Annotated in this window: 20 protein-coding genes and 1 pseudogene; 12 read left to right on the plus strand and 9 right to left on the minus strand. The window is 73.2% G+C overall.

The annotated features are described in order from the left end of the window. Positions 1-61: 61 nt before the first annotated feature. The 4 genes from ACIRG9_RS08995 to ACIRG9_RS09010 form a co-directional block, all read right to left on the minus strand. On the minus strand, positions 62-874 hold the full coding sequence (locus ACIRG9_RS08995; protein ID WP_402852452.1) for an SAM-dependent methyltransferase: 813 nt from the start codon (positions 872-874) through the stop codon (positions 62-64). Between the two features lie 207 nt (positions 875-1,081). Continuing rightward, positions 1,082-1,750 carry a response regulator gene (locus ACIRG9_RS09000; RefSeq protein ID WP_402852455.1) on the minus strand — a complete coding sequence of 223 codons (669 nt, stop codon included), beginning with the start codon at positions 1,748-1,750 and terminating at the stop codon, positions 1,082-1,084. Positions 1,751-1,757: 7 nt separating this feature from the next. Then, the gene (locus ACIRG9_RS09005; protein WP_402852458.1) at positions 1,758-3,452 is read right to left on the minus strand and encodes a GAF domain-containing sensor histidine kinase; all 1,695 of its coding nucleotides are present in this window, start codon (positions 3,450-3,452) and stop codon (positions 1,758-1,760) included. A gap of 14 nt (positions 3,453-3,466) precedes the next feature. After that, positions 3,467-5,272 carry an AMP-dependent synthetase/ligase gene (locus ACIRG9_RS09010; RefSeq protein ID WP_402852460.1) on the minus strand — a complete coding sequence of 602 codons (1,806 nt, stop codon included), beginning with the start codon at positions 5,270-5,272 and terminating at the stop codon, positions 3,467-3,469. 187 nt (positions 5,273-5,459) lie between these two features. On the opposite strand from ACIRG9_RS09010, the gene ACIRG9_RS09015 reads away from it, so the two are divergent. From ACIRG9_RS09015 to ACIRG9_RS09040, 6 genes are all read left to right on the plus strand, one after another. Then, positions 5,460-5,915: an SRPBCC family protein gene (locus ACIRG9_RS09015; protein ID WP_402852463.1), complete on the plus strand. Its 456-nt coding sequence runs from the start codon at positions 5,460-5,462 to the stop codon at positions 5,913-5,915. A 41-nt stretch (positions 5,916-5,956) separates the two neighbouring features. Beyond that, positions 5,957-6,649: a hypothetical protein gene (locus ACIRG9_RS09020; protein ID WP_402852465.1), complete on the plus strand. Its 693-nt coding sequence runs from the start codon at positions 5,957-5,959 to the stop codon at positions 6,647-6,649. Positions 6,650-6,712: 63 nt separating this feature from the next. Further along, complete coding sequence (locus ACIRG9_RS09025; RefSeq protein ID WP_402852468.1) at positions 6,713-7,669, plus strand: ROK family glucokinase; 957 nt, start codon at positions 6,713-6,715, stop codon at positions 7,667-7,669. A 30-nt stretch (positions 7,670-7,699) separates the two neighbouring features. Continuing rightward, the gene (locus ACIRG9_RS09030) at positions 7,700-8,371 is read left to right on the plus strand and encodes an endonuclease/exonuclease/phosphatase family protein (RefSeq protein ID WP_402853053.1); all 672 of its coding nucleotides are present in this window, start codon (positions 7,700-7,702) and stop codon (positions 8,369-8,371) included. A 102-nt stretch (positions 8,372-8,473) separates the two neighbouring features. Continuing rightward, positions 8,474-9,877, plus strand: coding sequence for a flavin-containing monooxygenase (locus ACIRG9_RS09035; protein WP_402852470.1), 1,404 nt, complete (start codon positions 8,474-8,476; stop codon positions 9,875-9,877). Then, positions 9,874-10,698 (plus strand): alpha/beta hydrolase, encoded by an 825-nt coding sequence (locus tag ACIRG9_RS09040; protein WP_402852472.1) that lies wholly within the window; start codon positions 9,874-9,876, stop codon positions 10,696-10,698. Before ACIRG9_RS09035 ends, ACIRG9_RS09040 begins: the two co-directional genes overlap by 4 nt. Positions 10,699-10,707: 9 nt before the next feature. Here ACIRG9_RS09040 and ACIRG9_RS09045 read toward each other — a convergent pair whose 3' ends face one another. The 3 genes from ACIRG9_RS09045 to ACIRG9_RS09055 all read right to left on the minus strand — a co-directional run bounded on the left by ACIRG9_RS09045 (position 10,708) and on the right by ACIRG9_RS09055 (position 17,172). Beyond that, entirely contained in the window at positions 10,708-12,126 is a 1,419-nt protein-coding gene (locus tag ACIRG9_RS09045) for a trehalose-6-phosphate synthase (protein WP_402852474.1), read from the minus strand. Positions 12,127-12,303: 177 nt separating this feature from the next. Beyond that, a complete protein-coding gene (locus ACIRG9_RS09050; protein ID WP_402852477.1) occupies positions 12,304-13,140 on the minus strand; it encodes a DUF308 domain-containing protein in 837 nt (278 codons plus the stop codon). A 357-nt stretch (positions 13,141-13,497) separates the two neighbouring features. Further along, positions 13,498-17,172, minus strand: a complete 3,675-nt coding sequence (locus ACIRG9_RS09055; protein WP_402853056.1) for an ATP-binding protein — start codon at positions 17,170-17,172, stop codon at positions 13,498-13,500. 94 nt (positions 17,173-17,266) lie between these two features. Here ACIRG9_RS09055 and ACIRG9_RS09060 point away from each other — a divergent pair, with 94 nt between their 5' ends. Further along, positions 17,267-17,482, plus strand: coding sequence for a hypothetical protein (locus tag ACIRG9_RS09060; RefSeq protein WP_402852480.1), 216 nt, complete (start codon positions 17,267-17,269; stop codon positions 17,480-17,482). A gap of 62 nt (positions 17,483-17,544) precedes the next feature. Here the strand turns inward: ACIRG9_RS09060 and ACIRG9_RS09065 are convergent, their stop codons facing one another. Then, the gene (locus ACIRG9_RS09065; RefSeq protein ID WP_402852483.1) at positions 17,545-18,237 is read right to left on the minus strand and encodes a Crp/Fnr family transcriptional regulator; all 693 of its coding nucleotides are present in this window, start codon (positions 18,235-18,237) and stop codon (positions 17,545-17,547) included. Positions 18,238-18,488: 251 nt separating this feature from the next. On the opposite strand from ACIRG9_RS09065, the gene ACIRG9_RS09070 reads away from it, so the two are divergent. The 4 genes and pseudogenes from ACIRG9_RS09070 to ACIRG9_RS09085 form a co-directional block, all read left to right on the plus strand. Beyond that, positions 18,489-19,001: a polyadenylate-specific 3'-exoribonuclease AS gene (locus tag ACIRG9_RS09070; protein ID WP_402853059.1), complete on the plus strand. Its 513-nt coding sequence runs from the start codon at positions 18,489-18,491 to the stop codon at positions 18,999-19,001. Positions 19,002-19,152: 151 nt separating this feature from the next. Next, entirely contained in the window at positions 19,153-20,181 is a 1,029-nt protein-coding gene (locus tag ACIRG9_RS09075; RefSeq protein WP_402853062.1) for a 6-phosphofructokinase, read from the plus strand. 72 nt (positions 20,182-20,253) lie between these two features. Further along, positions 20,254-21,072, plus strand: coding sequence for a pyrroline-5-carboxylate reductase (gene proC, locus ACIRG9_RS09080; protein WP_402852486.1), 819 nt, complete (start codon positions 20,254-20,256; stop codon positions 21,070-21,072). A gap of 15 nt (positions 21,073-21,087) precedes the next feature. After that, positions 21,088-21,192, plus strand: a pseudogene (locus tag ACIRG9_RS09085) (DNA mismatch repair protein MutT); the annotation flags it as partial. Positions 21,193-21,286: 94 nt separating this feature from the next. Here the strand turns inward: ACIRG9_RS09085 and ACIRG9_RS09090 are convergent. After that, the gene (locus ACIRG9_RS09090) at positions 21,287-21,976 is read right to left on the minus strand and encodes an NADPH-dependent F420 reductase (protein WP_402852489.1); all 690 of its coding nucleotides are present in this window, start codon (positions 21,974-21,976) and stop codon (positions 21,287-21,289) included. 249 nt (positions 21,977-22,225) lie between these two features. Between ACIRG9_RS09090 and ACIRG9_RS09095 the strand changes: the two genes are divergently transcribed. Beyond that, positions 22,226-23,032: an SGNH/GDSL hydrolase family protein gene (locus ACIRG9_RS09095; protein ID WP_402852491.1), complete on the plus strand. Its 807-nt coding sequence runs from the start codon at positions 22,226-22,228 to the stop codon at positions 23,030-23,032. Positions 23,033-23,039 lie beyond the last annotated feature (7 nt).

Here is a 23,039-nt window from a genome sequence, read left to right on the forward strand (position 1 = left end):
GACCGCCTTGGCCCAGGCCCGCGCGAAGCTGGCGGGGCAGGAGCGGGGCACGGCGGTACGGTCACCCACCGAGCCGCCCGACGCCGCCCAGGAAGACTGCCTGCGCCGCGTTCTCCGCCTGCTCCGGCGACTCCGGGCGCCACTCCGGCACCCAGACCACGCCCGGGTCGGCCAGCTCGAAGCCGTCGAAGAGCGCGGTCAGCTCGGCCCGGCTGCGGATCCAGAGCTGGCTGTCGGTGCGCCGGTAGACCTGCTCGGCCTCGGCCCGCTCGCCCGTCCCGGTACGGCCGTCGTCGCTGGCCTGGGACATGACCAGGTAGCTGCCGGGGGCGAGCGCCGCCCGCAGCGTCCGCAGGATCTCCTCCGGCCGGTCCGCGTCGGGGATGAAGTGCAGCACCGCCACGATCATCACGGCGACCGGCTGGGTGAGGTCCAGCAGCCGGGTGACCTCGGGGTGGCCGAGGATCGCCGCCGGGTGGCGGAGGTCCTCCTGGGCCACCGTGGCCCGGTCGTTGCCGGCCAGGATCTCCCGGCTGTGCGCCACCGCGACCGGGTCGACGTCGACGTAGACCACCCGGCACTCCGGGTCGACCCGCTGGGCGATCTCGTGCACGTTGCCCACGGTCGGGATGCCGGAGCCGATGTCGAGGAACTGGCGCACGCCCGACTCGGCCAGGAACTGCACCGCCCGGCGGAGGAACGCCCGGTTGGCCTGGGCCATCAGCGGGGCCTCCGGTACGGCGTCCACCATGGCCCGGGCGGCGACCCGATCGGCGGCGAAGTTGTGCGAGCCGCCGAGGTAGTAGTCGTACATGCGGGCCACGCTCGGGCGCTCGATGTCGATCGTGTCGGGTGCCCAGTCCGGCCGCTGCATGGTTCGCCCCTTTTGTGTCAAGAGCGCGCGGGTTCGTCGCCCACGCTGGCCATTCGGGTATTCTGCCCGCCCGTCCTCCCGGTGCAAAGACCGCCGTCGCTACGCGGTCGACCCGTCACCGTACGTCGTGGCGAATTGCCCCAGAATGCCGAGAAAGGCCCAGGTCCGGGGCGGACGTGGGCCTTTCCGGCGAACTGTCGGGCGACGTCAGAACTTGGGCGCGTCCGGGGCCTCCAGCAGACCCAGCCGCAGCGCCGTCATCAACGCCTGGGCCCGGTTGGCGGCGCCCAGCTTCTCGTAGAGCTTGGAGATGTGCGTCTTGGCGGTCGACTCGCTGACGAACAGCTGCTTGGCGATGCCGGCGACGCTCATGCCGTCGGCGAGCAGCCGCAGCACCTGACCCTCCCGCGGGGAGAGCTGCGGGCCGGACGGGGCGAGCCGGCGCTTCATCGCCTCGGCCAGGTCGGCCGCGGTGAACGCGCTGGGCGAGGAGGCGGCGTGCCGGGCGGCGGCCACCACCTCGTCGGCCGGCGCGGTCTTCGGCACGAACGCGCTCGCCCCCGCCTCCAGGGCCCCGAAGAGCTGGTCGTCACCGGCGTACATGGTGAGCACGACGATGCCCACCGACGCGCTGGACTTGCGCAGGGCGCGGGTGGCCTCCAGGCCACTGCCGTCGGGCAGGCGCAGGTCCATGATCACCACGTCCGGCTGGAGCGCGCCGGCCTGGCGGACGCCTTCCGCGGCCGTGGCGGCCTCACCCACCACCTCGAACTGCCGGTCACGCTCGAAGGCATGCCGCAGTCCCTTGCGGATGAGATCGTGGTCGTCGACAAGGAGAACCTTGGTCCGGGTGGCCGGTGTCGGGCTAGTGGTCATCCTCGGGTTACTCCTCTTCTGCTGCTGCGGCGCTGCCGCGCACCTTATCGCGCCGGGGCGAGGAGCCGAGTACCACCGCCACGGTGGTGCCGCTGGGTCGCCGCGGCCTGATCTCCAGCCGGCCCCGGATACGTTCCGCCCTCTCGGCCATGATCGCAAGGCCGTAGTGCCCGTCGGGGCGCTGGTCACCGATGCCGTGACCGTCATCCGACACTTCGATCTGCGCGTACGGGGGATCCACCTCGCAGGTGACCCACAGGTTCGCCGCCCCGGCGTGCTTGCGCGCGTTGGTCACCGCCTCCTGGGCGATGCGCAGCAGCTCCGCCTCGGTGGCGGCGGGCAGCCGGGCGGTGGACTCGTCCAGCGACAGGTGCACCCGCAGGCCACCGGCCGCGCCGACGGTGCGGGCGTACTCGGCGATCGCGGCGGCCAGCCCGCCGTGCCGGTCCACCTCGCTGCGCAGCTCGAACAGGCTCAGCCGCAGCTCGGTGATCACCCGGGTGACCTCCTGGCGCAGCATCCGCAGGCTCTCGGCGGTCTCCTCGGCGTCGTCGTGCACGGTGGCCAGGGCGTTGTCGATGCCGTACCCGACCATCACCAGCTCCTGGGCGACCCCGTCGTGGATCTCCCGGGCCAGTCGCTGCCGCTCCTCGTTGGTGGCCAGCGACCGGACCTCGTCGAAGAGCAGCGCGGCCTCCAGCCGCAGCGCCGCCGGGCCGGTCAGCGCGGTCACCCGGGAGACCACCGGCGGCGGGTACGCGTGCGCGGTGTCCGCCTCGACGACCACCAGACCGACCGTCCGCACCCCGGCCACCAGCGGCACGATCAGCGCGGAGACCTCCCCGGAGTGCTGCGAGCGGGCCTGCGAGCGGGTCGAGGTCTGCGGCTGCTGGCTGGCCCAGGCGTCGGCGATCGCCGAGTCCGCGTCGAGCGTGGTCTCCCAGTCCACCCGGTCGGCGCCGAGCTGGGCGAGGACCACCAGCCGGCCGGCCCCGCCGGCGGACAGCACCGCCGCCCGGTCGGTCTTCGCCACCACCCGCAGCTCCTCCAACAGGTGCTCGGAGATGCCGCCCGGGTCGAGCGTGGCGCCGGGCAGCTGGCGGGCGACCGTGCGGAGCTGGGTCAGCAGCCGGGTGGCCTCCGCGTACGGCTGCGGCTTGCCCTCGCCGCGGACCCGCATCACCCGCTGGAGCATGCCGGCCGTGTAGAGGCCGAGGGCGGCCAGGATCAGCCACTGGGCGCAGACCGCGAGGTAGCCGAGCTGGCCGAGTTGCCGCCCGTTGCCGACATCGGTGAGGGCCGCGCTGACCACCAGGGCGGCCGCGACGACGGCGAGCAGTGCCGCGCCCTCCCGGAACCGGCGGCGCAGCGCGGTCACGGTGACCGGCACGGCGAGATACGGCAGCACCGCCGAGGCGCCCACCCCGCCGGTCACCCCGTCCAGGTGGGTGTCGGCGGCGACCTTGCTGGCGGCCAGGCCGAGCACCACCACCTCGGCGAAGTGGCTGAGCGGTCCGAGCAGCCGGTGCTGCGGGGCCAGTACCGCGGGCAGCCCGGCGAGGCCGAGCAGGGCGATCCACCAGAGCTGGGACACGTCGCGGGTCGCGAACAGGGTCAGGGCGGCGACCAGCGCGAGGAGGACCACCCGCGCGGCTGCCGCGAGGGGCTGCGTCTGCGGTTGGCTGGATGTCGAGGCGGGCACGTGACGGATGGTAGTCAGCGTCGGTAGATGTCCGCGATCTCCGCGGCGTACGACTTCTGCACGACCTGCCGCTTCACCTTGAGCGACGGGGTCAGCTCGCCGGTGTCCTCGGTGAAGTCCCGCGGCAGGATCCGGAACACCTTGATCGCCTCGGCCCTGGAGACCGACTGGTTGGCCTGGTCGATCGCGCCCTGGATCTCGGCCCGCAGCGCCTCGTCGTCGCGCAGTTCGGCGACGCTGGTGGTCTCCGGGCGGCCGTGCGCGGCCAGCCACCTCGGCAGCGCCTCCTCGTCGATGGTGACCAGCGCCGCGACGAACGGCTGCCGGTCGCCGACCACCAGGCACTGGCTGACCAGCGGGTGGGCCCGGACCTGGTCCTCCAGCACCGACGGGGCGATGTTCTTGCCGCCCGCGGTCACGATGATCTCCTTCTTGCGGCCGGTGATGCACAGGTAGCCGTCCTCGTCGAGCTGGCCGAGGTCGCCGGTGCGGAACCAGCCGTCCGAGGTGAGCACCTCCGCGGTGGCGGTCTCGTTGCGCCAGTACCCCCGGAACACCAGCTCGCCGGCGATCAGGATCTCGCCGTCGTCCTCGATCCGGATGGTGACCCCCGGCAGCGGGCGGCCCACGGTGCCCATCCGGGTGGCGCTCGGCAGGTTCGCGGCGGCGGCGGGGGAGGTCTCGGTCAGGCCGTAGCCCTCGGAGATGTTCACCCCGACGCCCCGGAAGAAGTGTCCCAGCCGGGGGCCGAGCGGCGCCCCGCCGGAGATGGCGTCCCGGCACCGGCCGCCCAGCGCCGCCCGCAGCCTGCTGTAGACCAGCTTGTCGAAGAGCATGTGCTGGGCGCGTAGCCCCAGGCCCGGCCCGGCGGTGGTCTCCAACGCCTCGCTGTACGCGATGGCGACCTTCTCGGCCCGGTCGAAGATCCGGCCCTTCCCCTCGGCCTCGGCCCGCTGCCGCGCGCCGTTGTAGACCTTCTCGAAGACCCGGGGTACGGAGAGCACGAACGTCGGCTTGAACTCCTGCAGCTCGGCGACCAGGTTCTTGGTGTCCGCGCAGTGCGCCATGGTGGCCCGGGCCTGCACCACGCCGATCTGGATGAGCCGGGCGAAGGCGTGGGCGAGCGGCAGGAACAGCAGGGTGGAGGCGCTCTCCCGGAACAGGTTCGGCAGCACCGGCACGGCGTTGGCGACGTCGGCGTACATGTTGCGGTGGGTCAGCATGCAGCCCTTGGGGCGGCCGGTGGTGCCGCTGGTGTAGATGATGGTGGCGATGTCGTCGGCCTTGGCCGTCGAGCGGCGTACCTCGATCTCGGCCGGGTCGACCGACGCGCCGGCCGTGGTCAGCTCGTCCACCGCGCCCTGCTCGATCTGCCAGACCTGGCGCAGCTCGGGGAACCGGTCCCGTACCCCGTCGACCAGGCTGGCGTGCGTCGGGGTCTCGACCACCGTGGCCACCGCCCCCGAGTCGGCGAGGATCCACGCGGCCTGCTCGGCGCTGGACGTCTCGTAGATCGGTACGGTCACCGCGCCGGCGGCCCAGATGGCGTAGTCGATCAGGGTCCACTCGTAGCGGGTGCCGCTCATCAGCGCGATCCGGTCACCGGGGGAGATGCCGGCGGCGACGAGGCCGCGGGCCACCGCGACCACCTCGTCCCGGAACTGCCGGCAGGTGACCTCCGTCCCGGCGCGCTCCGTGCCGCAGCCGCGTCGGACGAACTGCACGGTGTCGGGGGCGACCTCGGCGTTTTCCCAGACCGGGTCGGTCAGGTTGGCCGAGTCGCCGACGGTGACGATCGGCGGAACGGAGAACTCGCGCACCTGCACTCCCTCGTGCTCGCACTGGCCAGGACGGCCGTGGGCCTTGTCGAAACCTACCTGTCCGGCCGGCTGGCTGAGGTGGGAGGCCGCCCGGACCGGCTGGTGGGACGGGTCACCGGCGGCTCCGGCGCGACGCCTGGCGGGGTGGAGCGGCGCGCGCGGGGCCCGCGCCGGGTAGCCTCCCCCCATGGCGGACACCTCCACCCAGTCGATCGTCATCGGCGCGCCACCGGACCGGGTGGCTGCGGTCATCTGCGACTTCCCCCGCTATCCGGAGTGGGCCGAGGCGATCCGGCGGGCGGAGGTGGTCGAGGAGTACGAGGACGGCTACGCCAGCCAGGTCCGGTTCACCATCGACGCCGGCGTCATGGCCGACGAGTACGTGCTGGCCTACGAGTACGCCGAGGACCTCTCCCGGATCGAGTGGCACCTGGTGGCGCCCTCGAAGATGCAGACGTCCCAGCGCGGGTCGTACGACCTGGTCGGCAACCCGGACGGGACCACCACGGTGACCTACACCCTCGAGGTGGATCTCTCCGTGGCCATGCTCGGCATGTTTCGCCGCAAGGCCGAGAAGATGATCATGGACGCGGCGTTGAAGCAGCTCAAGCGCCGGGTAGAAGCACCCGGTGCGGCCCACTGACCCGACCGGCGATCCGGTCGCCACGGGAGAGGAGCCGACTCATGGGCACCACTGATCCAGGTTCGGCCCGGGAGGAGGCCGAGCGCCTCGTCGCCATGCTGCTGGCCTCCGCCCGGCTGGCCGCAGGCGCGCCCGGCGCCGGGCCCTGGGGTCCGCTCGGTGGGATTCTGGCGGGTGTGCTCGGTCACACCCAAGGTGACGCCGGTGCCGGTGACCAGGCTTCGGCGACGCCGGGGGCGGCCGTGAGCGGGGCCGGTTTCGCCGCCGGATCGCCCGAGTGCAGCGTATGCCCGGTCTGTCGGGGTATCGCGGCGTTGCGGGATCCGAGTCCGGAATTCGCCGAGCGGCTCGCCACCGGCGCCGGTGACCTCGCCGCCGGCGTGGCCAGCCTGCTGCGCGCCTTCGCCCCGGCCGAGTCCGCCGCGCCCACCGAGCCCACCGGTGCCACCGAGCCGACCGGCGCCACCGGGGCGGCCGGAACACCGACGCAGGACCACGTCTGGCGCGAGGCGACCCGTACCGGGCATGATTCTCAGCCGGCACCCGAGCAGGACGTGTGGTCCGCCGCCACCCGGGAGGAGGGCGCGGCCGCTCCGGGTGCCGTCGTGTCGCCCGCCGACGCCGCCGGGCCGGACGCGCCGGCGCCGCGCCGGCCGTCGGCCGGCCGTCCCGTGGTGCCCGCCTCGCGGGCGTCCGGCGAAGTGGGCGAGGACGCACCAGGCGACGGGGCCTGACCACCGGACATCCCGGCAGCGCACGGCCGGTTCGGCCGATGCCGGGCAGCACAGCAGAGGGGAGTGGCAGCGGTGACGCTGACCATCGGAGTCGACGTCGGTGGCACGAAGGTGGCCGGTGGTGTCGTGGACGACGCCGGCAAGGTTCTCGTGCAGGCCCGACGGGACACCCCCGCCGAGGACGTGGCCAAGACCCGGGACGTCATCATCGAGGTGGTCACCGAGCTGGCCACCGGCCGTACCGTCGAGGCGGTCGGCATCGGCGCGGCCGGCTGGATCGACGCCGCCCGCGCCACCGTGCTCTTCGCGCCCAACCTGGCCTGGCGCGACGAGCCGCTCCGCGACTACGTCAGCGCCGCCACCGGCCTGCCGGTGATCGTGGAGAACGACGCGAACGTGGCCGCCTGGGCGGAGTTCCGCTACGGCGCCGGCCGGACCGCCGACGACTCGATGGTCATGTTCACCATCGGCACCGGCGTCGGCGGGGGCATCGTGCTCGGCGGCGAACTGCTCCGCGGGTCCAACGGCATCGCCGCCGAACTCGGCCACATGCTCACCGTGCCGGACGGCCACCAGTGCGGCTGCGGCCGACTGGGCTGCATCGAGCAGTACGCCAGCGGCAGTGCCCTGGTCCGCTTCGCGCGCGCCGCCGCCCGCCAGGAGCCGCACCGGGCCACCGCCCTGCTGGAGCTGGCCGGTGGCGAGGCCGACGCCATCACCGGACCGATGGTGACCGCCGCGGCCCAGAGCGGCGACCCGGTCTCCGCGGAGGCGTTCGCCCAGGTCGGCCGCTGGCTCGGCACCAGCCTCGCGGACATGGCGCAGATCCTCGACCCGCAGGTGCTGGTCGTCGGCGGTGGCGTGGTGGAGGCCGGCGACCTGCTGATGGGCCCGACCCGGCGCTCGTACACCGACGCGCTCGCCCAGCGCAGCCGGCTGCCCGTCGCCGAGGTCCGCCCGGCCGAGCTGGGCAACGCCGCCGGCGTCATCGGAGCCGCCGACCTGGCCCGGCGGATCTGAGTGTCCGGGCCCGGCGTGCCGTTGCGGGTGATGTCGTACAACATCCACAGCCAGCGGGACGACCCCGCCGCGCTCGCCGGGGTGGTCCGGGCGGCCGCGCCGGACGTGGTGATCGTCCAGGAGGGGCCGCGGCGGCTCCGGTGGCGGCAGAAGTGTGCCTCGCTGGCCGACTCGTTCGGACTGGTGGTGGCGGCCGGCGGCCTGCCCGCCCTGGGCAACCTGCTGCTGGTCAGCCTGCGGGTGCGGGTGCTCGCCACCCGGTGCCGGCGCTATCCGCTGACGCCCGGGCGGCACCTGCGCGGCGCCGCGTACGCCGAGTGTCTGGTGGCCGGCGCCCGGTTCCTGCTGGCCGGTTCCCACCTTTCCACCGACCCGGCCGAGCGGCCGGCCCAGGCGGCCGCGTTCAAGCGCGACCTGTCCGCCGCGACGCTGCCGGTGGTCGCCGGCGCCGACCTCAACGAGGGGCCGGACGGGCCGGCGTGGCGGACGGTGGCGGAGGGCCTGACCGACACCGCGGTCGCCGCGGACCGGGCCGACCGGCACACCTTTTCGTCCGCCGACCCGCGTCGCCGCATCGACGCCGTCTTCGCCGACCCGGGGATCGACGTGGTCGACTACGACGTGGTGGACACCCCGTGCACCCGCCGGGCCAGTGACCATTTCCCGATCCTGGTCGATCTGTTGCTGCCCGCCGCCGGCTGAGCCACCGGCCCGGCGCGGCCCGGCGGGCTGGACAACGGCGGGCATTGTCGGCAGGATTTCGCACCGACCCGGCACGCGTGCCGCACAAAGGAGATTTCCCCGGTGTCCTCCTCCACCGACCTCGACCGCCCCGGCCCGGATCCGACGGCCGCTCCGACCCGGGACGGCCGCCCGGTCTCCGACCGGGGCGACACCGTCTGCGTCATCGGCGCCGGCGCCAGCGGCCTCACCGCTGTGAAGAACCTCCGCGAGCATGGCTTCGGCGTCGACTGCTACGAGCGGGAGACCGGCGTCGGCGGCGCGTGGAACTGGCGGCACGACCGCAGCCCGGTGTACGCCAGCACCCACCTCATCTCGTCCCGGCCGTTCACCCAGTTCCCCGACTTCCCGATGCCGGACGACTGGCCGGACTACCCGCACCACGCCCAGCTGCTGTCCTACTTCGAGCGCTACGCCGACCACTTCGACCTGCGCCAGCACGTCTGGTTCGGCACCGAGGTGGTCCGGGTGGAGCCGGTCGACGGGGACCGCTGGGACGTCACCACCCGCAGCACCGGCGGCTACGGCCCCGAACGCACCTCCCGGTACGCGGCCGTGGTGATCGCCAACGGGCACAACTGGTCGCCGAAGCTGCCCCGGTACGAGGGGCTGGAAGAGTTCCGGGGCGAGGTCATGCACGCCTCGTCCTACAAGGACGCGGCGCAGCTGCGCGGCAAGCGGGTGCTGGTGGTCGGCGCCGGCAACACCGGCTGCGACATCGCGGTCGAGGCCGCCCAGCAGGCGTCCCGCTGCTGGCACTCGGCCCGCCGAGGCTACTGGTACGCCCCGAAGTACGTCCTCGGCCGCCCCACCGACCAGGTCAACGACACCCTGCTCGCGCTGCGGGTGCCGCTGCGGGTGCGGCAGTGGCTCTACCACTGGACGCTGCGGCTGACCGTCGGCGACCTGACCCGGTTCGGGCTGCCCAAGCCGGACCACCGGGTCTACGAGACCCACCCGATCGCCAACAGCCAGCTCGTCTATCACGTCGGCCACGGGCAGATCACCCCGGTGCCGGACGTGGCCCGGTTCCACGACCGCACCGTGGCGCTGACCGACGGGCGGGAGATCGACCCGGAGCTGGTCGTCTTCGCCACCGGCTACCTGCCACGCTTCGAGTTCCTCGACGGCGGGGTGCTCGGCGACTCCGACGGCACCGGCCGCCCCCGGCTCTGGCTGAACGCCTTCACCGCCGGGCACCCCACCCTGGCCGTGCTTGGCCTGGTGCAGCCGGACTCCGGCGTCTTTCCCATCGCGCACTGGCAGAGCGTGCTCTTCGCCCGGCTGCTCGCGCTCCGTGTCACCCGGCCGGAGCGGGCCGCCGCGTTCGGCCGCAAGGTGGCCGCCGGCCTCGGCGAGCGCTACTCGGGGAAGGTCAAGGACAGCACCCGGCACTGGTTCGAGGTCGGGCACGTCGACTACCTGCGCGCGCTCCAGCGTGCCCTGCACGACCTGGAGGGCAAGTGACCGGCGAACGGATTCGGATCATCCGGCCCTGGGAGTGGGCCCGTCCGGAGCGCCCGGCCCACCGCGAGGTGCTGGCCATGGTGCCCGAGCTGGAGGAGGCGAAGCCGCCACTGCTCTTCGTACCCGGGTTCGGGCACGGGGCGTGGGCGTTCGCCGAGCACTGGCTGGGGCACGCCGCCTCCCGGGGCTTCCCCGCGTACGCGCTGAGCCTGCGCGGCCACGGCGGCAGCGCGCCGGCACCGGAGGCGACGCTGCGGTCGTACACCCATGACGTGGTCCAGGCGGCGGCGGGCCTGCCGCGGCAGGCGGTGCTGGTGGGGCACGGCGCCGGCGCCCGGGTGGTGGCACACGCCCTGGCCCGCTACCCGGCCCGGGCGGCGGTGCTGGTGGCGCCGGTGCTCGGCGGCTGGGGGACGTTCGCCACCGCGCTGCGCCGCAACCCCGTCGGCACCCTGCCGGCGGTCTTCGGTGGTCGGCTGCGGCTGCGCCGCCGGCAGCTGTTCAGCCGGGAGCTGCCCGACGGCGACGCCCGCGGGTACGTCTCGCGGCTGGGCCGCGCGGGCCGGCGGGCGCAGTGGCAGCTGGTCACCGGCCGGCAGCCGGAGCCGGCCGTGGGCCGCCCGCCGGTGCTGGTGCTGGGCAGCCCGGACGACCGGGTGGTGTCGGCGGCCGCGCTGACCCGGGCCGCCCGCCGGCACGCCTCGGCCCCGCTGCTCTTCCCCGGCATGGGGCACGACCTGATGCTCGACGCCCGCTGGCGGGAGCCGATCGACGCGATCCTCGACTGGCTGGAGAAGGATCCGACCTCGGCCGCCGGGTGAGCGCCGGGCTCAGTCGGTCGTGCCGAGCTGGCGCAGCAGCGAGCCGGTCTCGTCCAGCGCGGTCAGGTACGACCGCGCCCAGGCGTGGATGTCGTCGCGGCGCAGGTGCGCGCGCATCGCCCGCATCCGCGTGGCGACGTCGTCGGGCGTGGCCCGCAGCGCCGCGAGCAGCCCCTGCTTGAGCCCGTCCAGGTCGTGCGGGTTGACCAGGTACGCCTGCTCCAGCTCGGCGGCTGCGCCGGCGAACTCGCTGAGCAGCAGCGCCCCGGTGTCGTCCACCCGGGCGCCGACGTACTCCTTGGCGACCAGGTTCATCCCGTCCCGCAGCGGGGTCACCGCCATCACGTCGGCGGTCCGGTAGAGGGCGACCAGCTCGGCCCGGTCGAACTGCTGGCTGAGGTAGTGGATCGCCGGCTCACCGACCCGGCCGAACTCGCCGTTGATCCGGCCGACCTGGTGTTCCACCCGGTCCCGGAGGATCTGGTACTGCGCGACCCGGTCCCGGCTCGGCACCGCGACCTGGATCAGGACGGTGTCCCGTACCTTGACGTCCCCGCTTGCCAGCAGCTCGCGGTACGCCTTGAGCCGCTGCTCGATGCCCTTGGTGTAGTCCATCCGATCGACGCTGAGGATGACGCGGTCGGGTTCGCCGAGGTCCTGGCGGAGCCGGCGGGCCCGGTCGGCGACCTCGGGCCGGGCGGCGAGCGCGGCCATCTCGGCGGTGTCGATGGAGACGGGGAACGCGCCGACCCGGACCACCCGCTCGTCGACGTTGATCTGCCGGTCGGTGGCGGGCAGTCCGAGCACCTTCACCACCAGCTGGGCGAAGTTGTGCGCGGCCTGGGCCCGCTGGAAGCCGATCAGGTCGGCGCCGAGCATGCCGCGCAGCAGTTCGGCCCGGCGGGGCAGCTGCATGAACAGCTCCGGCGGCGGGAACGGCACGTGCATGAAGAAGCCGATCCGCAGGTCGGGACGGAGTTCCCGGAGCAGCCCCGGCACCAGCTGGAGGTGGTAGTCCTGCACCCAGACCAGGGCACCGGGCTCGGCGGCCTCGGCGGCGGCCCGCGCGAACCGCTGGTTGACCCGCTGGTACGCCTCCCACCAGCGGCGGTGGTACTCGGGCTGCTCGACCGCGTCGTGGTAGAGGGGCCAGAGGGTGGCGTTGGCGAAGCCCTCGTAGTGGTCGCGGAGGTCGTCGCCGGTGAGCGGGACGGTGTGCATCCGGACGCCGTCCACGTCGGGCAGGTGCGGTGCCGGGCCGGTGCCGCCGGCCCAGCCGACCCAGGCGGCCGGGGTGTTACGGAGCAGCGGGTGCAGGACGCTCACCAGGCCGGCGGGGCTGCGGCGCCACTCGAAGGCGCCGTCCGGCGCCACACTGTCGTCGACGGGAAGGCGGTTGGCCACCACCACGAGGGGGCTCTGTCGCATCTCGGGCATTCCGATCAGCCGAGGACCGACCGCCGGAGAGACGGGCAACCCGGACAGCCGGTGAGGGAAGTGACGTACAGCGATATTCCTACTGACAGTAAGTTACACCACTGTTACGCGACCGGTCCGCGCGGGCGGCCGTCCCGGCATCCGGGAGGCGGGGTGAGGCGAGACGGATCAGACGACCGCGCCGTCGTCCGGGTCCTCCTCGTCGGAGTCGCCGGGACGCAGCCGCCAGATCAGCATCACGAAACCGGCCAGGATGCCGGTGAACCCGAGCAGCGTGACCACCGACGGGTCGGTGACCGGCAGCAGGGTGGGGGAGAGGAAGAACGCGAAGCCGAGCACGATGCAGAGCACGCCGATCACCGCGTACTTCGAGAAACGTGGCAGCGGGGGCGGCGGTGGCGGAGTGTAGTGCTCCTCGTCGTCGGGCAGGTCGGCGCCGAAGGTGTCCAGCCCGTCCAGGAGTGACGGCTCGTCGGGCCGGCCGCGGTTCACCGAGATCCCGGAGATGTCCGCCGCGTAGGGCAGGCGGCGCAGATCGGTGGCGGTGGGGCCGGTGGCCTCCTCGGTGCGGGCACCGGTGCCCGCACCCGGGCCGGACGGGTCGAGGGGCTCGTCGACATCCTCGGCGGCCGGCCACGGGTGGCTCCCGTCGGCCGGCGCGGTGTGGAAACCGGCCACGATCTTCGCCCACTCGGCCTCGACGTCCGGCTCGTCGCGGGACGACTCGTGGGCGCCGTCGTCGGCGAGCTGGGTGAGGTAGTCCCGGGCGGTGGTCAGGTGAGAACGGTCGACGTAGAGCCGGTCGACCGGACGGGCCGGGACGGTGGTGGTGCGGGTGACCGGATTCAGGTCCGCGGAGGGTTGCAGGTACGCCGCGATTCCGCCGGCGGCGAGCACGTCGAGCAGGTGTTCGCCGACGCGCGGATCGACGTCGCCCGCGACCGCGTACTCGGCCGCGTCGAGCCCGTTGTCCCGCCGCCCTCGGCGTGGCCCACCCGCTGACACCGGACACCCTCCTCGCCGCACCCGTCGGTGCGTCCGTCCCGACGCCCCGCACGCCGTGCCCTGAATCGTGACACGTCCGCACCCTGTTCCGGGAGTGCGTTGTGGCGTGCCGCTCCCGTTCGTCGGCTCTCCCCCGGCGGTCCGGCCCTCCGGCGGCACCCCCGGGTGTGGTTCGCGCGCGTCCCGGCCCGGTCATCCTGGCCGGCAATCATTGCTCATTCTCCGACTCGATCTTCACGCCGTTCGCCGTCACGCGAAAAGTCACATTCATCGCTAAAGCCGCGTAGGTCACCGGGAAGGGATCAAGGGCTGGCTGACGAAGACGCTCTCCGTCGGCTCCGGGCCCGGCGGGGGAGTTCAGCAGGCGACCGCGGGACCGGTGTCGGGCACCGGCCGGCGGGCCAGCGCGAGCAGGCCCGACGCCTCGTTGCGCTGGGCGAAGGCGCGCACCTCGGCCAGCGGCGGGGCGACCGCCGCGCGGTCCCCGGCCAGGTCCAGCTCGGCCGTGGCCAGGGCGAGGGCCAGCATCCGGTCGGTCGCGTCCGGGATCCGGCCGTAGATCGTCGCGCCCGCCAGGTGCAGCTCGCCGGCCCGCCGGTGGTCGCCGTCCGCCGCGGCCAGGGCCCCGGTCACCGTCCGCAGCGCCGCCTCCGACCAGGGCGTTCGGTGCCCGAGCCGGTCCAGCATCCCCCGTATCCGCACCGCCGGATCCCGGCCGGACAGGGCGGCCGCGTACGCCGCCACGCCGATCCACTCACCGCTGGCCAGCGCGGGCACCGCCGACCACGAGTCGGCCAGCTCGCCGATCAGCTCCGCCGCCTCGTCCGCCCGCCCCTGCAGGGCGCGGCAGAGCGCCGCCATGCCGAGCATGGTCCAGTGCGGCCGGTGGAAGCCGCTGCGCCGGGCAGTGTCCAGCGCGGCGGCCACGTCGTCCCGGTGCAGGGGCGGCTCCGGCGCGGCGCCGTCCCGCTGGGCGGGGCCCGGCCGGGGCGCCGGGGGCACCGGCTGGCCGCGCAGCACCAGCAGACACGAGCGCAACCCGCGTACCTGCATGTCCCAGCCGCCGGTGGGGGTGTCCACGAACGCGTCGGCGGCGGCGATCAACCGAGCGAAGTCCCCGGCGAAGTACGCCTGCATCGCCTCCGCCGAGTAGCTGGTGGCCAGGGTCTGGCCGCTGCCCTTCGCTGCCGGGGCGGTGGTCATCAGCGCGTCGGAGCGCAGCCAGTCGCCCTCCTCGTTGAGCGCGGACCCAAGGTTCTGCAGGGCCCGGGACAGCGCCAGCAACTGCTGGGCCCGGCTGGCCTCGACCAGCGAGTGCAGCTCGTCCAGCCCGGACCGGTCGCCGGCCTGGTAGCGGGCGGTCGCCGCGGTGATCCGCGCATTGACGCTGATCTCGATGAGCCCGAGCCGCTCGCCGATCCCGGCGGCCGTCTCCGCAGCGGCGACCGCCGCGTCCCGCTCGTAGTTGAGCATGTGCAGCCGGCCCAGCTCGGCGTGCGCGTCCGCCTTCTGGGCGCTGTCCGGCAGCGGTTCGAACAGCGCGACCGCCCGGTCCAGGCAGGCCACCGCGGTGGCCCGGTCGGCGCGCAGCCAGGCCACCTGACCGAGCAGGGTCCAGGCGCGGGCGGCGCAGGCCGCGTCGCCGTGCGCGAGCAGCCGGTCGGCGAGGGCGTGCAGCTGCTCGGGTCCGCCGCCGGAGAGGAACGCGTTGCCGTCCCGGTAGAACGAGATCTCGGTGCTCAGCAGCTCCAGTTGCAGCCGGCCCACCGGGTCGCTGTCGTCGGCCAGGCCCAGCGCCCGGCCGGCGTGCGCGGCCGCCGCGTCCAGCCCGTGCAGGGCGTACGCCCGGCGGGCCGCCCGGTGCAGCGCGGCGCGGGCCGGGCCGGCGTAGCGGTGGGTGTCCATCCCCAGCGTGCGGGCGATCTCGTGGGCCGCCCACCGGTGGTGCGCGAGCACCTCGGCCAGGTCGGTGTCGCGGCTCTGCGACAACACGTCCAGCCAGTCCGCGGTGCGTTCGTGCCGGGCCACCCGCTCGGTGCGTGGCAGCCGCTGGTAGCAGACGTCCCGGACCAGGACGTGCCGGAACCGCAACTCCGGCTGCCCGGCCATGGTCGACGCCGCCTGCTCGTTTACGAAGTCACGCTGCTCCAGCCGGCGCAGGGCGCGCTCCACCGATTCGACCGGCTGGCCCAGCGCGGCGGCGACCGCGCCCGGCCAGAACTGCACGCCCACCACTGAGGCGGCCAGCAGCACGGCCCGGTCCTTGGCGTCGAGCAGGTCGACCCGGTTGGCGATCACCGCGTGCACGCTCTCCGGCATGGGCAGGTCGAGGTGTTTCTCCAGCGACCAGCCGCGCCCCGACTGGCGCAGCGCGCCCTGCTCGATGAGCATCCGGACGTACTCGTGGGCGTAGAGCGGGTTGCCGCCGGCCACCTCGACCAGCGGCGTGAGCATGTCGGCGGAAAAGGCGGCCTGACCGAACATGTGCGCGTAGAGCGAGGCGATGCCGGTGTCCCGCAGCGGGGGCAGGGTGATGGTGACCGAGCCGGTGATGGTCCCCGCCCAGGCCGGGTCCCGGTCGACCAGTTCCGGTCGGGCGGTGCAGAGCAGCAGCAGCGGCACCTCCCGGGCCGCCGCGCCGAGCAACTCGACGAAGCGCAGCATGGCGTCGTCGGCCCAGTGCAGGTCCTCGAAGACCAGCACGGTGGGGCGCCGGGCGGCGAGGGCCAGCAGGAAGCGTCGCCACGCCGACTCGGCCTCCTCGGCCGGCAGCGCGGCGCCGGCCAGCCCGACCAGCGGCCGCAGCGCGTCGACGATCCGGTCCCGCTCGGCCGGGCCGACCAGTTCGCTGACGGCCGCGGCGAGCCGCTGTGACGCGGTCGACGCCGGATCGGTGTCGAGGATGCCGGCCTCGGTCTTCACGATGTCGGCGAGCGCCGCGAAGGTGACGTTTTCGCCGAACGGCGGGCATCGCCCGGTACGCCAGGTCAGCGGCTCGTCGACCAGCCGCAAGGCGTGCCGGTAGAGCTCGCGGACCAGCCGGCTCTTGCCGATGCCGGCCCGCCCGAAGACGGTCACGACCTGCGGCAGCCGGTCCCGCAGCGACCGGTGCAGGGCGTTGACCAGCAGGCCCAGCTCGTGCTCGCGGTCGATCAGCGGGGTGGTGTCCGACTCCCGGTCGGTCGGCTGCCGGCGTACCGGGGCCAGGGCCAGCCAGACCTCGGTGGGGGTGGAACGCCCACGGAGGGTGACCGGCGGCTGCTCCTCGTAGCGGATGGCGTCCTTGGTCAGCGCGTGGGTGGTGCCGCAGACGAGCACCCCGCCGGGTGGCGCCACCGACTGCATCCGGGAGGCGGTGTTGACCACGTCGCCGGCGACGATCGCCTGCCCGCCGTGCCGGGCGGCGGCCACGTCCACCAGCGCCTCGCCGGTCGCCACGCCGACCCGGAAGCGCAGCTCCTCGGGACCGGTCGGAGCGAACCGGGTCAGCACCCGTTGCAGCTCCAGCCCGGCCCGTACGCAGCGCAGCGCATCGGTCTCGGTGGCCACCGGCGCCCCGAACAGCGCCATCACGGCATCGCCGATGTACTTCTCGACCACCCCGCCGTACTGCCCGACCACCCGTTTCGCGGCGGAGAAGAAGCCGGTCTGCATGCCGCGGACCTGTTCCGGGTCGGTCCGCTCGACGTACGGCGTGAAGTCGATCAGGTCGACGAAGAGGATGCTGACCCGGCGACGGTCCTCCTGCGGTGCGGTGGCCGGCGGCTCGGCGCCGGAACGGGGGACGCCGCACGAGGTGCAGAAGGTCACGTCGGCGGCGAGCGGGCGCAGGCAGTGCGTGCAGACCGCCCCCAGCTCCGCGCCGCAGCCACCGCAGAAGCGGTCGCCGTCGGCGGCGGTACGTCCACAACGGTCACACTGCGCGGAGATGACACCCCTCCACTGGTGGATCCTCCGACCGGTCCCGGCCGGGCGCCGCCCCCCGCGGCGTCCATCGTGAGTATGGCCGCCGTCGCTGCTGTCGGGTACCAGGCTGTTGGCTTGTGGACACTCGTCCGGGCGGTCGCCTGGGCCGGTCACCGACTAGATTCAGGGGCCGGACGACCGTGATCAAGGGAGACACGCCATGGTGTACGTCAAGCTGGAGAGCGACTGGACCGACGCCCACGGGGTCGCGCACTCGGCGGGGGATTCCGTCGACGTGGACGCCGCCACCCTCGCCGCGCTCCAGGCCGAGGGCATCGTCAGCGAGGGGTCCGGCGGTGGCCAGGAGAGCGCCAACTGGATGGGCCCGACCGGTGCCACCGCGAACTGGATGGGGCCGACCAGCACCAAGCCGTGACACCGCGCGGATGAGAACGACGACGCGGCCGTGGCGCCCGGCGCCACGGCCGCGTCGCACGCTCAGCGGTCGTTCATGCCGGCGCGGCGGCGCAGCGCGGCCACGTCGGTCACCACGATCCGGCGACCCTCGGTACGCAGCCACCCCCGGCTGGCGAACGAGCCGATCGCCTGGTTGACGCTCTGCCGGGAGCCGCCGGCCATCTCGGCGAGCTGGCTCTGGTTGAGCTCGATCGTGATCATCGGGGCCTGGCTCTCGCCGGCCAGCCGGACCAGCGTCTTGGCCACCCGACCGGGCAGGTCGAGGAAGACGTGGTCGGCGTTCTGCTCGGTGAGCCGGCGGATCAGCCCGCCGAGCGATCGCATCACCGCGTCGAGAATGCGCGGGTTGGAGTGCACCAACTCCATGAACGCCGGACGGGACAGCGCCAGGGCCGCGCAGTCCTCGATGGCCTCGGCCGAGGCGGACCGGGTCGAGGCGTCCAGCAGGGAGACCTCACCCAGCACGTCCGGCGGCCGGATGACCGTCAGCACGGCGCGTTCGCCGGTCGGGGCGGTGCGGAACACGGCCACGGCCCCCCGGCGCAGCACGATGAGGGATTCGCCCGGGTCGTTCTCCACGAAGAGCAACTGACCCTTGCGGTACGTGCGCGGCACCGCCGCGGCGATGACCCGCTGTCGCACCTCCGGCTCGAGCCCGGCGAACATCTCCACGCCCGTGAGCGCGTCACCCGGCTCCGGCAGGCGACCCTCCACGGCCCAACCCCTCCCCGGTCAAGGACCACAACTCGCTCTCCGGGGTGAACCTGACTCCCCCGGTGCGAGGCATCTGAACCGGTTCCGGCGTCCGGTAGCGGTACACATCAGATCATGACGCCCTGGTCGCGTGCTGTACACCCCCGGAGACACTTCCGTGACCCTTCGCCAGCTGCGCCGGGACCGGCGGAGCCGATCTCGGCGGGGCCCCGGCGAGCGGCCGTCGGCGACGGTGCGTGAGGATGGCGAGGATGGTCTACCGCTATTTCTACGACTGCGAGTTCATCGAGGACGGCCGGATCGTCGACCTGGTGTCGATCGGCGTCGTCGACGAGTACGGCCGCGAGTTCTACGCGGTCTCCACCGAGTTCGACGACTCCCGTGCCGTGCCGTGGGTGCGCCGCAACGTACTCGACAAGCTTCCGTCGCCGGCCGACCGGGCCTGGCGGTCGCGGGCGCGCATCCGCGACGATCTCCACGAGTTCCTGCTGGAGCCGATCCGGGACCGGCCGGGCGAGCAGCTCGAGCTGTGGGCCTGGTACGCGGCGTACGACCATGTGGTGCTGGCCCAGCTGTGGGGGGCGATGCCGGCGCTGCCCCGGGAGATCCCGCGGTTCACCAAGGAGCTGCGTCAGCTCTGGGACGACCGGGGCCGGCCGAGGCTGCCCGACGCCGACGCGGAGCGGCACGACGCCCTGGTCGACGCGCGGCACAACCTGGCCCGCTGGCGGGCGATGACCGGCCCCGGGCCTACCGCCAGGTAGCCCCGGGGTGCGGTGTCGCCGTACACCCACGCGGGCTACAGTGCGGACTGACGGCCCGCCCCGGGCCGGCAACGGCGCCGACTGTCTGATCTGACACATATCCTGGGGCTTATCCGGGCTTGACCTGATGCTCCAGGAGGATGAGCAGATCATGCGTATTGGCGTGCTCACCGGCGGCGGCGACTGCCCTGGTCTCAACGCGGTGATTCGGGCGGTCGTCCGCAAGGGCGTCGCCACCTATGGCCACGAGTTCGTGGGCTTCCGGGACGGCTGGAAGGGTCCGCTGGAGGGCCTGACCAAGCCGCTGGGTATCGCGGAGGTCCGTGGCATTCTGCCGCGCGGCGGCACCATCCTCGGTTCGTCCCGGACCAACCCGTTCAAGATCGAGCGCGGCGTCGAGCGGATCAAGGAGAACCTTGTCGCGCAGGGCGTGGACGCGCTGATCGCCATCGGCGGCGAGGACACTCTCGGCGTCGCCACCAAGCTGCACGAGCTGGACGTCAAGGTCGTCGGTGTGCCGAAGACCATCGACAACGACCTGGGCGCCACCGACTACACCTTCGGCTTCGACACCGCGGTCAACATCGCCATGGAGGCGATCGACCGGCTGCACACGACCGCCGAGAGCCACCACCGCACCCTCGTGGTCGAGGTGATGGGCCGGCACGCCGGCTGGATCGCGCTGCACGCCGGCCTCGCCGGTGGCGCCAACGTGATCCTGCTGCCCGAGCGGCAGTTCGACGTGGAGCAGGTCGCCGGGTACGTCGAGAAGCGCTTCCAGCACCAGTACGCCCCGATCGTCGTGGTCGCCGAGGGCGCGCACCCGCTGGAGGGCCAGATGGTCCTGCACAACAAGGAGCTGGACTCCTTCGGCCACGTCCGCCTCGGCGGCATCGGCCAGTGGCTCGCCGAGCAACTGGAGGCGAAGACCGGCAAGGAGGCGCGTACTGTCGTGCTCGGCCACATCCAGCGCGGCGGCACCCCGACCGCCTTCGACCGGGTGCTCGCCACCCGGCTCGGCCTGCAGGCGATCGACGCGGTGCACGAGGGCGACTGGGGCAAGATGGTCGCGATGAAGAGCACCGACATCGTCCGGGTCCCGCTGGCCGACGCGACCCGGGAGCTGAAGACCGTGCCGCTGGAGCGGTACGCCGAGGCCGAGGTCTTCTTCGGCAGCTGACCGACGGCCGGTGGCGCGGCGGGCCCGCCAGGGTCCGCCGCGCCCCGCCGCCATCGAGAGGGGTACGGCGTCATGGCACCCGAGGTGCACACGGTCGCGGTGATCGGCGCGGGCAAGATCGGCGAGCTGATGCTCTCCGGGCTGCTCCGCTCCGGCTGGCCGGCGGAACGGCTGCTCGCCACCGCCCGGCGTCCCGCCCGCGCCGAGGAACTGGCCGTCCGGTACGGCGTCCGGGTGGTGGACAACCTCACCGCGGTGGACGAGGCGGCGGTGCTCGCCATCTCGGTCAAGCCGCAGGACGCCGGGGCGCTGCTGGACGAGATCGGCCCCAAGGTGCCCGCCGGCAAGCTGGTCATCTCGCTCTGTGCCGGCCTGCCCACCAGCTTCTTCAACCGGCGGCTCCCCGAGGGCACCCCGGTGGTCCGGGTGATGACCAACACCCCGGCGCTGGTGGACGAGGCGATGAGCGCGATCTCGGCCGGCGCGTACGCCACCGGCGCGCACCTGGCCCTCGCCGAGGAGATGTTCCGGCCGCTGGGCTCCACCGTCCGCGTCCCCGAGTCCCAGCAGGACGCGGTGACCGCCCTGTCGGGCTCCGGGCCCGCCTATTTCTACCTGCTGGTCGAGGCCATGATCGACGCCGGCATCCTGCTCGGCCTGCCCCGCCAGGTGGCGCACGAGCTGATCGTGCAGACCGCCATCGGGTCGGCGGTGATGCTGCGCGACTCCGGCGAGCACCCGGTCAAGCTGCGCGAGGCGGTCACCTCGCCGGCCGGCACCACCATCTCCGCCATCCGCGAGCTGGAGAACCACGGCGTACGCGCGGCCCTGCTGGCGGCCCTGGAGGCCGCCCGCGACCGGGCCCGCGAGCTGGCCGCCCAGGCCGACTGAGGGAGCGCGGTGCGCGAGATCGACAAGGTGGCCTGGCTCGGCTACGCCGACCGGCACCGGGTCTCCCCGGTGGACCAGCTCATCTTCGACCACCTGAGGGCGACCGACACGCTGCGCTGACGACTCCGTTCGCGCCCGGGCACCTCGGCGTCCGGTCTGGCGCCGGCCCGGCCGGCGTCGGGGGCGGGAAGCTCCCCCGCCCCCGACGTGGCGGTCAGCTGTCGGCGTAGCGGCGGGCGGCGGCCAGGGCGGCGCGCAGCTTCGCCGCGTCGACGGGGGCCGGCCGTTCCCAGTCACCGGCCGGGTCGGCCGAGTAGAGGGTGGCGTACGCGGTGGTGTCACGCTGGAACCGCCACCCCTCGGCGAGCGGGCCGACATCGACCGCGTCGTAGCCGAGCGAGTCGAGGAGCGCGGTGACCGAGCCCTTGGCCGCTGCGTCGTCGCCGGCGATCGGCAGGGCGGTGCGGTCGCCCGCGTCGGCCGGCCGGGCCAGCGCGAGCAGGTGCTTGAAGTAGATGTTGTTGAAGCCCTTGACCACATGCGACTGCGGCAGGTGCCGCTGGAGCAGTTCGCTGGTGGTGGTCGACTCGTCGTCCAACTCCGGGAACCGCCCGTCCCGCTCCGGGTAGTAGTTGTTGGTGTCGATGACGGTCTTGCCGGCGAGCGGTCCGGCCGGCACCTCGCGGTAGGCCCGCAGCGGGATGGTGACCACCACGAGGTCACCGGCGGCGGCCACGTCGGCCGCGGTGGCGGCGCGGGCCCGCGGGCCCAACTCGTCCACCAGGTCCTTGAGGGTTTCGGGTCCGCGTGAGTTGCTGAGCACCACGTCGTGGCCGGCGGTCACCGCCAGCCGGGCCACGGTGCCGCCGATGTTGCCGCTGCCGATCAATCCCACAGTTGTCATGTCCGTTGCCAACCCGTGGAAGGCCGCCGGCATTCCCTACTGTGGCGGTTGGTTATACCCGGCGAGCCGGCAGCCAGATTGTGGCGTAGCGTTCATCTGGCGAAAACCTTCGGTGATCATGGCGGCTCTGGCAATGATTTGTAGGCAAAAGGGTCTATCGGCAAACCCTGCGAATCGTTGATCTTCCGCGGCGGTTTGATCTATTGATATCAATCTCCCACCAACACTTCCCACCCCCAGGAGTGCGACGTGCGGAGATTCCGTCTTGCCACCCTTGCCCTGACCCTGGCGTCCTCGCTCGGGGTCATGCTGGCCCTGGCCACCCCGGCCCAGGCAGCCGCCGCCGACCGGTACATCGCGCTCGGCGACTCGTACGCCTCCGGCGTCGGCGCCGACAGCTACACCTCGGAGAGCGGTTCCTGCATGCGCAGCAACAACGCCTACCCCGCGCTCTACAACACCAACATCAAGCCGGCGTCGTACCGCTCGGTGGCCTGCTCCGGCGCGACCACGGCCGACGTCATCAACAACCAGCTCTCCGCGCTCTCCTCGACCACCACCCTGGTCAGCGTCACCATCGGCGGCAACGACATCGGCTTCTCCAGCATCATGACCACCTGCGTGCTCAACGGTGAAGCCCAGTGCATCGCCGCGATCCAGACGGCCGAGAACAAGGTCCGCGCCGAATTGCCGGGCAAGCTCGCCAACGTCTACAACGGCATCAAGAGCCGCTCGCCCAACGCCCGCGTGGTGGTCGTCGGCTACCCGGTCTTCTACCAGCTCGGCAACCCGATCTGCGTCGGCCTCACCGAGGGCTCCCGCGCGAAGATCAACGAGGGCATCAACCTGCTCGACGACACCATCCGGACGGCCGCCACCTCGGCCGGGTTCAAGTTCGCCGACGTCCGGTCGGCCTTCGTCGGTCACCAGCTGTGCAGCGGCGGTGAGAAGTGGCTGCACGCGCTGAACTTCCTCAACCTGACCATCTCGTACCACCCGACGGCCGCGGGGCAGTCTGGCGGCTACTACCCGATCTTCCGCTCCACCGCGGGCTGAGCCCGCG

The organism is Micromonospora sp. NPDC093277, assembly GCF_044765245.1.
GTDB lineage: Bacteria > Actinomycetota > Actinomycetes > Mycobacteriales > Micromonosporaceae > Micromonospora.

What these genes read in the sequence shown, in the direction of transcription:
- ACIRG9_RS08995 (WP_402852452.1), bottom strand. Translation starts at nt 874, where the DNA reads ATGCAGCGGCCGGACTGGGCACCCGACACGATCGACATCGAGCGCCCG.
- ACIRG9_RS09000 (WP_402852455.1), bottom strand. Translation starts at nt 1,750, where the DNA reads ATGACCACTAGCCCGACACCGGCCACCCGGACCAAGGTTCTCCTTGTC.
- ACIRG9_RS09015 (WP_402852463.1), top strand. Translation starts at nt 5,460, where the DNA reads ATGGCGGACACCTCCACCCAGTCGATCGTCATCGGCGCGCCACCGGAC.
- ACIRG9_RS09020 (WP_402852465.1), top strand. Translation starts at nt 5,957, where the DNA reads ATGGGCACCACTGATCCAGGTTCGGCCCGGGAGGAGGCCGAGCGCCTC.
- ACIRG9_RS09030 (WP_402853053.1), top strand. Translation starts at nt 7,700, where the DNA reads ATGTCGTACAACATCCACAGCCAGCGGGACGACCCCGCCGCGCTCGCC.
- ACIRG9_RS09045 (WP_402852474.1), bottom strand. Translation starts at nt 12,126, where the DNA reads ATGCGACAGAGCCCCCTCGTGGTGGTGGCCAACCGCCTTCCCGTCGAC.
- ACIRG9_RS09060 (WP_402852480.1), top strand. Translation starts at nt 17,267, where the DNA reads ATGGTGTACGTCAAGCTGGAGAGCGACTGGACCGACGCCCACGGGGTC.
- ACIRG9_RS09070 (WP_402853059.1), top strand. Translation starts at nt 18,489, where the DNA reads ATGGTCTACCGCTATTTCTACGACTGCGAGTTCATCGAGGACGGCCGG.
- ACIRG9_RS09075 (WP_402853062.1), top strand. Translation starts at nt 19,153, where the DNA reads ATGCGTATTGGCGTGCTCACCGGCGGCGGCGACTGCCCTGGTCTCAAC.
- proC (WP_402852486.1), top strand. Translation starts at nt 20,254, where the DNA reads ATGGCACCCGAGGTGCACACGGTCGCGGTGATCGGCGCGGGCAAGATC.
- ACIRG9_RS09090 (WP_402852489.1), bottom strand. Translation starts at nt 21,976, where the DNA reads ATGACAACTGTGGGATTGATCGGCAGCGGCAACATCGGCGGCACCGTG.